Origin of the sequence: Nostoc sp. (assembly GCF_036917235.1) — a bacterium.
Taxonomy (GTDB): Bacteria; Cyanobacteriota; Cyanobacteriia; order Cyanobacteriales; family Nostocaceae; genus Nostoc.
The window spans coordinates 1-14,624 of the sequence record NZ_JBALDU010000098.1; the positions used below are offsets into that span (position 1 = coordinate 1).

At 41.7% G+C, this 14,624-nt stretch carries 10 protein-coding genes and 1 pseudogene; 8 read left to right on the forward strand and 3 right to left on the reverse strand.

All coding sequences use genetic code 11. The features are described from left to right. Positions 1 to 232 precede the first annotated feature (232 nt). The gene (locus V7K44_RS27420) at positions 233 to 1,126 is read right to left on the reverse strand and encodes an alpha/beta fold hydrolase (protein ID WP_334936317.1); all 894 of its coding nucleotides are present in this window, start codon (positions 1,124 to 1,126) and stop codon (positions 233 to 235) included. Between the two features lie 303 nt (positions 1,127 to 1,429). Between V7K44_RS27420 and V7K44_RS27425 the strand changes: the two genes are divergently transcribed. The 7 genes and pseudogenes from V7K44_RS27425 (at position 1,430) to V7K44_RS27455 (ending at position 10,145) form a co-directional block, all read left to right on the forward strand. Next, positions 1,430 to 1,741, forward strand: a complete 312-nt coding sequence (locus V7K44_RS27425; RefSeq protein WP_094352432.1) for a BMC domain-containing protein — start codon at positions 1,430 to 1,432, stop codon at positions 1,739 to 1,741. Positions 1,742 to 1,822: 81 nt separating this feature from the next. Next, positions 1,823 to 2,170 carry a carbon dioxide-concentrating mechanism protein CcmK gene (locus V7K44_RS27430; protein WP_334846617.1) on the forward strand — a complete coding sequence of 116 codons (348 nt, stop codon included), beginning with the start codon at positions 1,823 to 1,825 and terminating at the stop codon, positions 2,168 to 2,170. Between the two features lie 944 nt (positions 2,171 to 3,114). After that, complete coding sequence (locus V7K44_RS27435) at positions 3,115 to 4,302, forward strand: HetZ-related protein 2 (protein ID WP_334936319.1); 1,188 nt, start codon at positions 3,115 to 3,117, stop codon at positions 4,300 to 4,302. Positions 4,303 to 5,256: 954 nt separating this feature from the next. Beyond that, positions 5,257 to 5,817, forward strand: a pseudogene (locus tag V7K44_RS33315) (pilus assembly protein PilB); the annotation flags it as partial. Positions 5,818 to 6,006: 189 nt separating this feature from the next. Next, positions 6,007 to 6,690 carry a Crp/Fnr family transcriptional regulator gene (locus V7K44_RS27445; RefSeq protein ID WP_334936323.1) on the forward strand — a complete coding sequence of 228 codons (684 nt, stop codon included), beginning with the start codon at positions 6,007 to 6,009 and terminating at the stop codon, positions 6,688 to 6,690. Positions 6,691 to 6,799: 109 nt separating this feature from the next. Continuing rightward, positions 6,800 to 7,702, forward strand: a complete 903-nt coding sequence (locus tag V7K44_RS27450; protein WP_334936325.1) for a hypothetical protein — start codon at positions 6,800 to 6,802, stop codon at positions 7,700 to 7,702. A gap of 145 nt (positions 7,703 to 7,847) precedes the next feature. Next, a complete protein-coding gene (locus V7K44_RS27455) occupies positions 7,848 to 10,145 on the forward strand; it encodes a pentapeptide repeat-containing protein (RefSeq protein ID WP_334936327.1) in 2,298 nt (765 codons plus the stop codon). Positions 10,146 to 10,158: 13 nt separating this feature from the next. On the opposite strand, the gene V7K44_RS27460 is transcribed toward V7K44_RS27455, so the two are convergent. Together V7K44_RS27460 and V7K44_RS27465 are read right to left on the reverse strand one after the other, a co-directional pair. Next, on the reverse strand, positions 10,159 to 11,415 hold the full coding sequence (locus V7K44_RS27460) for a vWA domain-containing protein (protein ID WP_334936329.1): 1,257 nt from the start codon (positions 11,413 to 11,415) through the stop codon (positions 10,159 to 10,161). Beyond that, positions 11,412 to 12,413 (reverse strand): ATP-binding protein, encoded by a 1,002-nt coding sequence (locus V7K44_RS27465; RefSeq protein ID WP_334936331.1) that lies wholly within the window; start codon positions 12,411 to 12,413, stop codon positions 11,412 to 11,414. The genes V7K44_RS27460 and V7K44_RS27465 overlap by 4 nt, the downstream gene beginning before the upstream one ends. A 426-nt stretch (positions 12,414 to 12,839) precedes the next feature. On the opposite strand from V7K44_RS27465, the gene V7K44_RS27470 reads away from it, so the two are divergent. Further along, positions 12,840 to 14,621 (forward strand): M61 family metallopeptidase, encoded by a 1,782-nt coding sequence (locus tag V7K44_RS27470; RefSeq protein ID WP_334936333.1) that lies wholly within the window; start codon positions 12,840 to 12,842, stop codon positions 14,619 to 14,621. Positions 14,622 to 14,624: the final 3 nt, after the last annotated feature.

Sequence of the window (14,624 nt, forward strand, 5' to 3'; positions counted from 1 at the left end):
TATGGGCTTAGTTAAAGCTGTTCGCCAACGACATCGACGTAACGCTGCAAGGTCGCTTGACATTTGGGCTTCTGCCTTAACTTGACACCAATGGCGTCTCGCCCGCCCCACAAGATTGGATAATTTATTTCTTGGAAGTCCCTAATTATTCTAGATTCCTTATAAATTCTGATTCCTGACTAACCTCGGCTACGCTCGGCGACCACCTGCGTGCTGAATTCTTACGGTTAGGCTATCTTTCAACTCGAAAGTCTAAAATATGCTGGGCGGTGATTTGTGGTTGTTCCAAGTGTGGAAGATGACCACAATCTTGAATCCAGGTGAGAGTAGTGTGTGGAATTGCCTTTTGAAACTTTGTGGCATCCTCAGTACCCAAAATTTTATCGGAATCGCCCCATAAAATTAGCGTTGGTTGCACAATTTGTGATAGCATCTCCACTCTAAAAGCACTGTAACCACCACTTTTAGTGAAAGAAATCAGAGCTTGATTCCAACTCGGCATTTGTAGATGTAATGCGCCACAACATAACGCATCGATAGAGGCAAGAGTTTGATTTTTATATCCAATGCGAGAAACGCGATCGCGCACTTTCATATTACTCAAAAACCGAGTTGCTAAATAATCTAATGGGGGAAACATGAATTTGCTCAATGGCGAACCACCAGCTAACCCAGCACTGTCAATTAACACCAGCTTTTCTACCACTTCTGGGTAAGCCAACGTAAAATCAATCGCCGTCGCACCCCCCATTGAAGCGCCCACTAAAATTACAGGTTGGTTAATTAGGCTTTTCCAGAAATAATAAAGATGGGTTTTAATCGCAGTTGGGCTATAGGCAATTCCTGAAAGTCTATCTGTAAATCCAAAACCTAACAAATCCACTGCCCAAGTCTCATTATCTTCAGAAAGCAGTGGCAAAAGCCGCCGAAATTCTAATATAGAACTGTCAAAGCCGTGAATTAATAAAATCGGAGTTCCACCACACCCTTGCTTGACATAGGTTGTGGTAACTGCTTGATTAGTTAAAGGAGTAGCGATCGCAGTTGTTTGAATACTCCGAGCTAGTGCGATCGAAGTAGGTTCTGTGAGTTGCTCAACTGCCTTAGGAAGAAAATTCGGAAACATAAATTTCAGTTTATCGTACTAGCTTGCTTCCACCCATAACTGATTTTGTTAAACAATAAAGTTACACAACCTAAGATGCTGAAGTATTATTTGTAATTTATATATAAAACATAAGTCAGGGAATATCAAAATATTCTAACTCCCAACAGACGCGATTAATCGCTTACAGGACAGACACAATTAATCGCCTCTCCACTCTCCAAAAAAAATATGGCATCAAAGAAAGTTTTCCAAAATGTAAAAATGGGGACTAAAGCCACGTACAATTAAAATCGCTTATCCCTTAATCCAGGAGCTAATGCCATGCCAATGGCGGTTGGCGTAATTGAAACTTTAGGTTTTCCGAGTGTCTTAGCAGCAGCAGATGCAATGGTCAAAGCTGCCGCAGTCACAATTGTGTATTATGGTCAAGCGGAAAGTGCCCGCTTGTTAGTCGCCGTCCGGGGACACGTTTCTGAAGTAAATAGAGCTGTTGAAGCCGGAATCGTAGCTGGAGAGGAAGTAAAAGTTGGTACAGTAATTACCTACTACATCGTTCCTAATCCCCCAGAAAATGTGGAAACCATATTACCAATCCATTTCACTGAGGAATCAGAACCTTTCCGTATGTTCTAAGCAATTTTGCTATCAAAATCTGTAGCGAAGCTTCGTACAATTAACTTGTAGCCCCCAGTTTATTCATACAGGAGATTAATAATGTCATTACAGGCAGTTGGAGCACTTGAAACTAAAGGTTTTCCTGCGGTGCTAGCAGCAGCAGATGCTATGGTAAAAGCTGGTCGAGTTACCCTCGTTGGTTATATCAGAGTAGGTAGCGCTCGCTTTACAGTTAATATTCGTGGCGATGTTTCTGAAGTAAAAGCCGCTATGGCTGCCGGTATTGAAGCCGCAGAAAATGTTTATGGCGGTACACTTGAATCTTGGGTAATTATTGCTCGTCCCCATGAAAACGTTGAAGCTGTTCTGCCAATTGGTTACACAGAACAAGTCCAAGGGTATCGAGAGTCTGTAGAAAATCCCATTGTTAGAGCGAACAATCGATAGATTTAACCTCCTGCGGGGGAATTCAAAACAAAAAATTCCCATAGATGAATTTAAAGAGAAGTTTATTGTCAGGCTTCTGACTATTAAAACTTTAAGAAATGCATTCCTCCTGTTTTTAGATTTTGCATAAGTTGGATTTTGAAGCAGAGGAAAAGTAACAGTCAGAGTCAATAGTCAAAACCAATATTGACTGTTGACTGTTCATTTTTAGGAATATAAAAGTTTTAAGAATAACTTAACCAATATGAAAGGTGTAGTTGTGACTGAAGCTAGTTTAAAAAAGATAAATTTGCCTATCAATTCCTACTATTTAGAATAGCGTAGGCATAGCCCGCACTTCTCTAGGAGACGCTGTGCGTAGCTTGCTTCCAGGAAGTGACGTGACCATTGTAGACATCGCCACATAAGATACTGAGACTAATTCTACGCTTTAATTACTATCTCTCTCCACTCCCGCGCATTCATGAGCCAGCGCTGTAGACGGGTTTCCCGTTGCAGGCGACTGGCGTCCCCACACTCACTTTTAGGAGTGTGGGGCAACTGAAGTTTTAGCTAAATATTCTTACTACGTAAAGGTTTGTACAGAGTTGAAACTTATACTGGTGGAATAACGTCCAACTTTGAGTTAAATTAGATTCGTTCCTCGGCTCTGTTACAAAATGTCAGATTTGTGAAAGGTGTATCTTCCCCACTTTCAGCAGATTTCTATTCTCAACTAAAACACATAACTTTACAAAAAGTTTAAGTGGGCAAAATACCCCAAATGCTTGATATATATTGATTTTGGACTTTTTAAAGTAAAAGCAAAACATCAATATAGAAATTTCTGCATAATTCTAATGAATTCAGACGTAATAAAAGTAGAATCACTGAGCTATTTTCATGAAATTCATGAAATTCGTGAAATCTGCGGCAGCTGCCAGTTAAACAATTAGGTGGGACGAATGGGGGTTGTAATGCAAACTTCAAAATTGAGTTTCGAGGAATGCAATCTCACTATGACAACGGATGTGGAAAAACTGGCTCTAGATTGGCAAAAGCGCTTGGCTGTCGAATGTCCAGACCAAAATGAAGCAGCAAGGCAAAGCATTATTCTCTGGCTGTTGGGATCTGACTCAAAACGGTTCGATCTGTTTAATCCTAAAGAACTCGGTATCGCCAAGCAAGCGATGGAATATCGCTGGAGGATTTTACGTCAACGCTACTTGGGGCTGGGGCGAGAACGTGCTTATCGCAACTTGATAACCCGATTGGGGAGTTTAGTAACATTACGGAATAAGATTCAGACTTGGGTTTCCCTCAGCCGCGATCGCCAGCGCAGTGTGATGGATGTGTTACAAGAAGTACTCCAAGAATTACTTCAAAACGACAGCCAGATGCAACAGCAAATGGCTGATATTGCCAAATATACAACCGATAGAAGATTGGGAGATGCTCTGCTATTTGCCAGTTTAGAAGAATATTGTTTGCGGCCAGTAAGGAATCAACCCCTATTAGCTTACCGATTTGTGAATTATTTGCGTCGCACTCAGCGCGGTGGTTTAACCCAAGTGCCAGGGCGTGATTTGGTTCGACTAGTCTCAGAAGAAGTTCTCACAGACGACAGTGACAATCGAGTTAACTTAGTCGATAGTCAGGCGATCGCAGAATATCAAGAAGCACAACAACTAGAGGATCAACTTGGGCTGCGCCAGTCAGTACAAAAAGAATTTGAAGATTATTTACAAGAAAATCTGGGAACAGACTCAGTGGAATGGCTACAACTCTATTTGCAAGGTAAGTCCCAGGAAGACATCGCCCAGAAACTGAATAAGCAAACTAAAGAAGTATACCGACTACGAGAAAAAATTAGTTATCATGCTGTGCGTGTTTTTGCCCTCAAAGGTAAACCAGAACTCGTGGAAAGTTGGCTCTCAATTTCTTTGCAAGAACATAACTTGGGGTTAACAAAAAACCAATGGCAGCAACTTGATGAAAAATTGACTCCTCTGGGGCGGCAGATTTTAGCTTTGCGGAAAGCGGGTAACTCAATAGAAGCCATAGCCGAACAGTTAAAACTCAAAACCCATCAAGTGCTAGGCGAATGGACGAAAGTCTATCTGACAGCCCAAGCTTTAAGAACCCAGGAGTAGCTTGTGGTGGGTGAAGAGTGGGAGTGGAAGCAGGAGCAGGGGAGCAGGGGAGCAGGGGAGAATAATTAATAACCCAATACCCAATGCCCAATCCTCAGTATTATCCCCAGCCTATAATCTAAAATTCATCTTCTACTTACATTTACTTAAGTATATATAATTTAAATTTTAACAATTTAACAAAGTATCTTTATTAACTACCTATTGAATTAGAGGCAAAATATAAGTAAATACCAACGAATCAAATCTATGTTGTCTTCAAAGGGCGAACTAAATGATACCGCAGCAAATGGACAGCAAATGCTAACTGCCGCTCAAACTAGGTGGGAGCAAGGAGGCGATCGCGAACAAATGTTCCACCTAATCGATCATCTTTTGTCCTTTGAAGCTTGCCTCTACCACCAAATTTTGCCCTTTGGATTAGAAGACAAAAACCTCTTGTTAGGCATGGTTCATCCACAAGAGAGCGAAGCCCTAGATTACGTTGGTCGCATTTTGTCTTCTATCAATTGCACAATGGTGATTGAGGCGATCGCAGCTGATGCCCACCGCAGAATACTATCAGCCTACCTCAACCATAAGAATACATCTCAGCTAGATGCCCAACAAGTGCATCAGCCAACAGTGGACTTTCCCGCAACAAATAGCCCAGCTACGATTGCTGACATACCTAGTCCTTTCTTAGATGCCGACTCGGAATCAAATCAACAACCAGTATTGATGGTGTTTCAGACACAAAAGCGTCAAAATTCTGGACAGCGGGTAGACTTGCCTCCTATCCCATTAGACCAATCATCTCAAACTACGACGTTATTGACCCCTATTCCCAGAACTCAACCGGGAGAGGATTCTGAAGCCACATCATCAAACAATTTACCTATTTTTCCCACACAAGCTTCCGAACTACTGAGTCAGATTGAGTTGCTAACAACACTATCACCAAAAAAATTACTAGAAGAATTACTAGGGCGAATCTTGGCTGGGGGAATTGGTCGCCTGTACTTAGAAAGACAAGCTTACGAAGGCAGAATACTGTGGAGTGACAATGGAGTTTTGCAGTCTGTATTAGATAAACTGCCGCTCTCAGTTTTTCAAGGAGTATTGAATGAATTAAAGCGGTTTGCTTCCCTGCCTGTAACCACGATTACAGAACCAAAACAAGTAGAAAAGGAATACATATATCAAAAAAATCGCTTATTATTACGCTTGCGAATCATGCCGGGAATCTACGGTGAAGAGGCAACACTCCAAGTATTGCGGGGAGCAGCATTAAAATTCTATCAACAACAACAATTGACGCGTATAGGCCACGATGCTTTAGGAATTTCTCAGCAACTAAGCATTAAGTTACATGAACTACAAGAACGACTTTTACTGAATCCTAGCCTTGATTCTCAGCAATTAGAGGCTTTAGTTACCCTGAATCAATTAGTGAAAAATTTAGACCAACAGATCAAAATACTGGCACTAGATAGCAATTTACCAACAAAGAGTAAATCATCGGTCGGTAAGTGAAAACGCTGATTTCGTTAGCATACATAATTGTTATGTTGTAATGGAATCCTAGACTGATAAAGCTTAGAGATTCATCTCCAAATAAATGCAAATTTTGCGATCGTATTCTGAGTAAGATTACGGTTTAAACAAACTTAATAGTAGCAAAGTTAGTTTCCCCCTCTTAAATCCTATTGTTGCAAATATTTCATGTTAACTGAGGTTTTTAGTGAACTTTTCCCCTTAATGAGTACAGCCAATCCACAGACTTTGGAATGGCTACTCAACGTTGCAATTGAACATGAATACCCATCTGGGCGAGCCGTTGTGATGGAAGATGCCTGGGGTAACGCCGTTTACTTCGTGGTTTCTGGTTGGGTCAAAGTCCGGCGTACCGTCGCGGAAGATTCAGTAGCTTTGGCAATTTTTGGTCGTGGCGATTTTTTTGGAGAAATGGCAATTTTGGATGAATCTCCACGCTCAACTGATGTAATTGCCCTTTCACCCGTGAAGTTGCTTAGTATCTCCAGAGAGCGGTTTATTCAAATATTGTTTAAAGACCCGCAGTTACATCACCGGATGTTGCAACTGATGGTGCGGCGATTGCGACAAATTAACGTGCGCTTGCAAATGCGGTCTTCACCACCAGCAGTTAAACTCGCTCATACTCTAGTTACTTTAGGTGAAAGCTATGGTCATGAATCAGACTTAGGAAGAGAAATTTTTAACATTCCCTTTAAAGATTTAGCAGAGGTGACAGAAATCGGCGTTGAAGAAACCACCAAAATCATGGAAAAGTTGCATGAAAAAGGGTGGATAAAAATTGATAGCGCCAACAACATCACTTATCTTGTGAACTTCAAACAGTTGATGAACTTAGCTGGCAAAGTGTGATTGTTTTATTTATTCAGCGATACAAATTTTGGTATTAAGTAAGTCAACCGACAAGATGCTTCGGTTGACTTGCTTATTAGAGGTGTAGGTACTTCACAAATTTAGACCAATGGATGACACCACTCTACCCCTGACAAAAAACGTCACACAGGCACAATTAGTAGCAGCAGAACCTAGTACTGACCCAGAACTGTTGCGTGAATTAGCATTATCTAGCGACAAAATAATCCGTCAGTTGGTTGCAGGTAATCCTAATACTCCTGCTGATGTCCTGTTGCGTTTGGGAGCAGAATTTCCGTCCGAATTGCTAGATAATCCAGTGTTGCCATTACTGCTTTTGGAAAATCTCAATTTAGTTGCAGAAATTCCCTTAAATACTTTGCGAAGTATTCTTAGACAGGAAAATGTTCCAGTATATATTTTGGAACAAGCAGCAGAGAAGGCGGACTTGGAAGTGCAACTGGCACTAGTTAACAATGTCCAAACTCCTAAAGGTGTATTGAATCGATTAACTCAAAGCCGACATCCTCAAGTTGTGGAATCTGCTTGTTTACACATCAATCTGGCTGGAGAATTAACAGAGAAATACAAAGAAAGAATAAAAGAAGTAATTCAAGGAATCATCCCTAACGCTTACAAAGCCGATACTAGCGATCTTGTAGTTCTAGCTCAGATTTGCCCAATCCCAGAATTTATCGTTGAACATTGCGTAAAAGACTTTAGCTACAAAGACTTTTTATGTAGAAAACTGGCTAATTCTCCTGCCACATTTCCTAATTTTCTCAAACATCTAGCCAACCATAGTGATGGTTGGACAAGGGGCATAAATCAACCCCAAATTTCCCAGGAATTACTACAAGAAAAAAGCCTTTCTATCTCCTGGTTAGAACGGCTAGCCATAGCTCAAAATCCCCAAGCTACTCAACAAATCCTCATTCAACTGGCACAAGACAGCAATCAGCTAGTTCGGGCAGCAGCAAAAGATAGATTGCAGAATCTCTCCTCATCTTAAAATTCATACCATCCATTTGAGATTTTAGACCAGGAATTACCCTCTACCTTTTCTAAATCTCCTCTAACTCTCTGCGCCTCTGCGTGAAAATAAATTTGCCCTCTTAATCAGCAACGCCATTTTATCTTCACACTCAAACATTATTATGCTTCCAAAAAAACATACTTTAACATCATTCCGAGAAATTGGCGGTGCTGAGGGATTACTAGCAGCTTATCAACTTGGAGAGCGTGATTTCACTCAGGTTAACCTCGAAAATACTAACCTTAGTCAAGCCAACTTAACAGGAATTAATCTAGAAAAAGCAAACCTCAAAAATGCAAATCTCTCCAACACAAATCTGAGCAAAGCCAATTTGATAGAAGCAGACTTGCGTGGTGCAAACCTCACTCAAACCAACTTAAGATGCGCTCATCTCAATAGTAGTGATTTACGCCACGCAGTCATCAAAGAAGTTGATTGGTATCGAGCTAATCTCAGTTGGGCAAATCTCAGCGAACAAGACTTGAGAGGAGCCAATCTAGCAAGAGTTGATTTTCAAGGTGCTGATTTGAGTGCAGCTAACCTAAGTGAGGCCAATCTCAACGAAGCAAAGCTGGATGCAGCTAACTTGAAAGGTGCAGTTTTAACACGAGCTAATCTCAATTCTGCTTATATGCCTTGTGTTCAGTTAGTGCAAGCTGACCTCCGAGAAGCTGAATTAGTGCGTGCCGATTTAACAGCAGCTAATTTAGAACAATGTATTTTAGATCGGGCTAATCTAGCGCGAGTTAGACTACGAAAAGCTCAACTACAACAAGCTAGCCTGCAAAAAGTTTATTTGCAAGAAGGTCAATTACAAGCAGCAAACTTGACAAATGATAACTTGCAGAAAGCAGACTTGTCTAAAGCTGAACTAGAAGAGGCAATTTTAACACAGACTGACCTACGAGGAGCAGAAATTTCTCAGGCAAAGCAGGCTAACTTGGAATTAGCAATTTTGGGCGAACTGAATGAAGTAATTAAACAGTCTCTACATTTAGAGCTAAATCAGCTATGGGGGTCATCTTTTGCTTTCAGTCCTGATGGTGAGATGTTGGCATATACAGACTGGAATGAAAAAATTATCTTGGTTAATCCCAACACTGGTCAGCAAATTAATCAAATAGATTTGCAATCAGAACCAGTTGTCTCTGTCGTTTTCAGTGCAGATGGACAAAATCTCTGTGAGAGTTTTTATGTGAATGAGTTGAAACTATGGAATCCCATGACAGGAGAGTTAATTCAAAATATTAAAAACCACTCAGCCAATTTGACTTCTTTTGTATTTAATGCTTCTTTTGTGTTTGATGGCAATGCTAAAGGTGTAGCTATGATGGGTACAGGAGAACCCTTCGAGGTCTTTGACGTTGGTCATGAGACAAGGACATTAAAGGGTTATTCTAGCGGTATCCTCACTCAAGCACACAGCCCAGATGGAAAATTCACCGCTCGAAGTGCGCCGAATGTAGACGGTCAGATTGAACTGCTAGATAGACAAACTGGTAAACAAATTTGCCTCCTCACTGGACACAAAGCAGCAGTACAATCTCTGGCTTTTAGTCCTGATAGTCAGACCCTAGCCAGCAAAAGCGCTGAAGATTTTAAGCTGTGGAAAGTTCAGACAAGAGAGGAAACATACAGTTGTTTGCGATCGCAACGCACATACTACCCTAATATTGCTTTTACTCAGGCTAATAATCAATCAAATCCAGCGTTAATCAGCAGCGATTTCTATGGTGATTTTTTTGAACGTAGAAAGGTGGCACTAGCTAGAGACGATAGAGAGAAGTGGAACTCTAGAGGAGGAGGTTCATCTTCTGTTGCTCATGTTGCTATGAGCGCAGATGGAAAAGTACTGTTAAGACGCTATAACGAGCAACCAGTACAACTGTGGAATTTACAAACGGGCGAGGAATTGGGTGTTGTAAATTTAGGTGCTGAATATCCCAATCCATTAGCACTCAATTCTACTGGAAGTATGCTTGCGGCTGTGGAGCGGGGAAAAATTGCACTGTGGGATGTGAAAACAAACACAATGATTTATAGTTTTACACATGATTCTGAATGGATAAAGCAAATTGTCTTTAGTCCAGACGATCGCATTCTTGCCAGTGGAGGTTATGACCACACAATAAAACTGTGGAATGTGCAGACAAATTGTGAGATCAAAACTTTGGAAACATATTCTTCCATTATGGATTTAGCGTTCAGTCCATCAGAGACAATTTTAGTTAGTGTCAGTAGCGACGGTACCATCAGACTCTGGGACTTGGAGACAATGGAAGAAATCCACAGCTTCAAAAGCGATCAGCAAAAAGTGATGAATAACCTAATCAATTTAAAATTTAGTCCAGACGGAAAATTGTTAGCCAGTGCTAACAAAAACAGCCTTCGTTTGTGGAAATTGAGGCGAACATCGTAATTATAGGCATTTTTCAAACCGACAATAGCCGCACCGCTTCCCCAAAAGGAAACTTTTCTAAAGTCAAACCACCAGGAGTTACCACCCACAACACAGGTAATTCCGGTACTTTATCGGGGAAAGTACCATAACCATCTGTTAAATAAATACAAACGCCTTGAGTTTGCCCATCCCAACTTTCTGCGACTTTCTCAAAAAACGGTACAAATGACGTGCCACCACCACCTTGAGGTTTTGGCAGAGTCAGATTGAGATTGAGTTTGTATGGCCCGTAAGCTTCTGCATCAACGTAATAAAGCTCACATTTTAAATGAGGATAAGCACTCAAAATTCCCTGCACTTCCCCTAAAAACATCCACATTTGCTGATTATCAATAGAACCGCTAGTATCTACAGCTACATATACCTCGACATTTTCTGCTTGTAGAGTTTCCAAATACAGTTTCCGCCCAATAAAGCGGCGGTCAAAGCCTGCAAAGTCAGTAGGTGTCTGTACCAAATAACGCCAAAGGTAACTACGCCAATTAATTTGAGCAGTGGTTAACGCTCCCAATTCCCGTTCGATCCCTGCTGGTAGTAAACCTTGATTAACTGTACGAGCAATAACAGCAGCTTGTTGCAAAGCATTGCGCCAGTGTGTCTCTAAAGCTGCTTTTCTCGCTTCTGACAGACTATCGCTGTTTGTGGAGGAAGTTTCGGCAGTCGGACGGGCAAAGTCGTTAGGGTGTGCTGTCTTTCCTGTTTCCTGAGTCTCTCCTGCCTGATTTCTGGTGTCATTGTTAGTCACATCTGAAAAGGATGAGGCATCAAAAGGGGCTTCATTAAGTAAATCGGGATGCAGTAGTTTTACTGAATCATTAGTATTTTTTAATAGCAACTCATAAATTTCTTCTACACTCAAATGCTCCAGTTTAGGTTCTCGCAGTCTTCCTGGAGGCAGTTCAAATACACCCTGTTGGCTAATAATGCCATTGACTACAATATCTGCGGCAATATTCCACAATTCGGCTTCGCGCACACCCCGGCGCGGCACATGAAGCAGTGCAGCGTGTAAAACTTCGTGCAGTAGCAGTCCATCCTGTTGAGTGGTGGGTAAAGAAAGCAAATACTCTGGATTAAAAAAGATATCTTTGCCGTCAGTGGCAGCAGTTGGTAATTGCTGCGAAGGAACGAAGCGAGCAAACAATGCTAGGGTAGCGAAAAATGGCGACTTCATCCGCAAACGCAGCACAGAAGCACTGATAATCCAGGAGCTATTTTCATTATTCATAAACCCATTAGCTGTTGAAAATCTTTCATAAACTGCTGCAATTTTGCGTCTTTCTGGACTAATTGCGCCAAAACACCCAGATGTCCTCTACTCCGCATGACTCGAAATAAATCGACTGCAAATAACTGCACCCATTCGGCTGTTGCAACTTGACTGAGCCAAATAAAAGCGTTGTAAGCTTGGTTTGCGTCAGTAGCCCGCACTGTTAAACCAATTGCTGTAGCATACTTAGTACTTGGTTCTTGAGGCCAGGGAATGCGATCGCCTTTACCTGCCAAAATAGGTGTCAGATTCGGTAGTGTTTTGTAAAGTTGAATAAAAGCCTGAAACTCAGTTGCTGTAGCAACCCCCACCGCCGGAGTAATATCTAATTCTGCATGGTGTAGGGCACTTGCCATTTCCCAAGAACGAGGTGAAGGCCAAGCGGGTTGCTGGGGATCGATTTTATGCAACAATGTGGGGCGAAAGGAAAGAAAGGCTATTATTTGCTCGTGTACGCCTGTTTCTAAGGCATAAGCTTTGAAGCTGTCAAAATCAGCTTGTGCCTCCAGATGTAAAAACCTATTTGCTAAAGGTGCAGGCATATCAAATACAGCTGCACGGTCTTCTTTGCGGTTGCCAGCAGCCCAGACAAACCAACCTGATGGTACAACGTAGGAGCCGACTTTCCGATCTAAAATCAACTGTTGAGCGACTCCCTGCATTGCTGGCGGTGCCATATTTAGTTCATCTAGAAACAAGATGCCTTTACCGCCACGAGGGAGAAATTCTGGCGGATACCACTTGGAAATACCATCTTCGGCAACGGGTAAACCGCGCAAATCGGTGGGCGCAAGTTGACTGAGGCGGACATCCACAAAGTCGATATCATACTCTTGAGCTATCTGTGCGACGATGCTGGATTTGCCAATGCCAGGAGGCCCCCAAATCATCGTACTAATTTGCAAGTTTTTACGGATCAGGTTGTCTAAATATGCTTTTAGATCGGAAGGTGTCATGGATTTTCGATTTTTGATCAAAGCTCAGAAGATAGAACCTCGGCTTCTAGCGAGAAGTAAAGGATACGGGTATTATATTTGAGCATTTCCAGGTATAACCTAGAAACTAGATTTTAAAAGTGTTTTATTACAAATGGGTTTTCCAATCAGAGAATCTCCGCCAGTAAGGATTTTTGGTGCGTTGGCGTAGCTCATTGTAGACATCGCAGACTGCTAAATATAGCTGAAATACCCAAATGACCTGTAGTAATTATGTACAATGCATAAGTAGTATATTAGTTATACAAAAGAAATAAAGTGTAATCTTTATTTGAGATAAAGCGGATTTATCCGTGGAGTCAAAACTTACAATACTGTCTTTTCTACGAGATGCAGTGCGATCGCACTGCATCTCGTAGCCTATTAACAATTACCTAAGCAAACAAGATGACTGAAGCAACAGCAACTCGTCCCAAAACCTACGTCGAGGAAACTGGGTCAACGATTCATTACCTAGTGGCGATGTCCCAACCAGAAACCCATCTGTTTGAAGTGACTTTACGCCTTGTCAATTATTCCTCACCGATTCTCGATTTAAAATTGCCAGTGTGGACACCAGGTTCCTATCTAATCCGGGAATACGCCAAGAATTTACAAGATTTTGTGGCTTTTGCAGAAGATAAGCCTTTACCTTGGCGGAAGATCGGTAAAAATCACTGGCAGGTAGACAAAATAGGTGTTTCAGAATTAACTATACGTTACCGCATTTTTGCCAATGAGCTATCGGTACGAACAAATCACTTAGATACCACTCACGGTTATTTCAACGGTGCGGCACTATTTTTTAGAATACCGGGCTGGGAGAACCAACCCATTCGCGTCACCATCGTACCACCACACCCGGAATGGCTGGCAACAACTGCCCTACCACCCGTTGCTGAGGAAACAAATACTTTCTTAGCTAGCGATTTTGATACTCTGGTGGATACTCCGTTTGAGATTGGTAGCCACCAATTGTATCAATTTGAAGTATTAGGAAAACCTCATGAATTGGCAATCTGGGGGAAAGGTAATTACCAAGTTCAGCAGCTGATTGCTGATATCCAAAAAATTATTCAGGTAGAAGCGCAGATGTTCGGCGGTTTGCCTTATGAACGATATGTGTTTCTGCTACATTTATTTAGCCAAGCTTTTGGCGGTTTGGAGCATAAAGACTCTTGCTCCTTAATTTACCAACGTTTTGGGTTTCGCGCTCAAGAAAAGTACGATCGCTTTCTGCAATTAGTTGCACACGAATTCTTTCACTTGTGGAATGTCAAGCGAATTCGCCCAAAAGCATTAGAGGTTTTTGATTACGACCAAGAAAACTACACACCATCGTTATGGTTTTGTGAAGGCACTACTAGTTACTATGACTTGTTAATTCCTTTGCGGGCGGGAATTTATGATGTTCAGTCGTATTTAAATAACTTAGGTAAGGAAATTACCAGATATGAAATGACACCGGGGCGCAAGGTACAACCCGTTTCCGAGTCTAGTTTTGATGCCTGGATAAAACTCTATCGCCCAGATGCTAATAGCGGTAATTCCCAAATTTCTTACTATTTAAAAGGAGAAATGGTATCGTTATTGCTGGATTTGCTGATTCGCTCTACTCACAACAATCAGCGCTCCCTGGATGACGTGATGCTGAAAATGTGGCAGCAATTTGGGAAAGATGAAATTGGCTATACCCCAGAACAGTTACAGGAAGTTATAGAATCTGTTGCCGGAATCGATTTGACTGATTTCTTTAAACGCTACATTGATACTACTGAAGATTTGCCATTTAATCAGTATCTAGAACCCTTCGGCTTGCAGTTGGTAGCCGATCAACAGGAAGAACCTTACTTGGGCGTGAGAATAAATACAGAGAATGGGCGAGAGATAATTAAGTTTGTGGAGACTGGTTCACCTGCACAAGCCGGGGGAATTGATGCCGGTGATGAATTGTTAGCAATTGATGGGATTAAGATAACTGCGGGTGGCTTAAGCGATCGCCTGAAAGATTACCAACCAAACGATACCATTCAAGTCGCAATTTTCCACCAAGACGAACTGCGTACCTATTCCATTACCCTCACATCCCCACATCCCACTCGATATCAGGTAAAGCCTGTTGAGCATCCTGATTCCACACAGCAAAAAAACTTTGCTGGATGGCTTGGAGCTGCGATCGCAACTGTTTAATTA

Excerpts from the sequence above, each read along its gene's own strand:
- V7K44_RS27420 (WP_334936317.1), bottom strand. The coding sequence starts at position 1,126 with ATGTTTCCGAATTTTCTTCCTAAGGCAGTTGAGCAACTCACAGAACCT.
- V7K44_RS27425 (WP_094352432.1), top strand. The coding sequence starts at position 1,430 with ATGCCAATGGCGGTTGGCGTAATTGAAACTTTAGGTTTTCCGAGTGTC.
- V7K44_RS27430 (WP_334846617.1), top strand. The coding sequence starts at position 1,823 with ATGTCATTACAGGCAGTTGGAGCACTTGAAACTAAAGGTTTTCCTGCG.
- V7K44_RS27435 (WP_334936319.1), top strand. The coding sequence starts at position 3,115 with ATGGGGGTTGTAATGCAAACTTCAAAATTGAGTTTCGAGGAATGCAAT.
- V7K44_RS27445 (WP_334936323.1), top strand. The coding sequence starts at position 6,007 with ATGTTAACTGAGGTTTTTAGTGAACTTTTCCCCTTAATGAGTACAGCC.
- V7K44_RS27450 (WP_334936325.1), top strand. The coding sequence starts at position 6,800 with ATGGATGACACCACTCTACCCCTGACAAAAAACGTCACACAGGCACAA.
- V7K44_RS27455 (WP_334936327.1), top strand. The coding sequence starts at position 7,848 with ATGCTTCCAAAAAAACATACTTTAACATCATTCCGAGAAATTGGCGGT.
- V7K44_RS27460 (WP_334936329.1), bottom strand. The coding sequence starts at position 11,415 with ATGAATAATGAAAATAGCTCCTGGATTATCAGTGCTTCTGTGCTGCGT.
- V7K44_RS27465 (WP_334936331.1), bottom strand. The coding sequence starts at position 12,413 with ATGACACCTTCCGATCTAAAAGCATATTTAGACAACCTGATCCGTAAA.
- V7K44_RS27470 (WP_334936333.1), top strand. The coding sequence starts at position 12,840 with ATGACTGAAGCAACAGCAACTCGTCCCAAAACCTACGTCGAGGAAACT.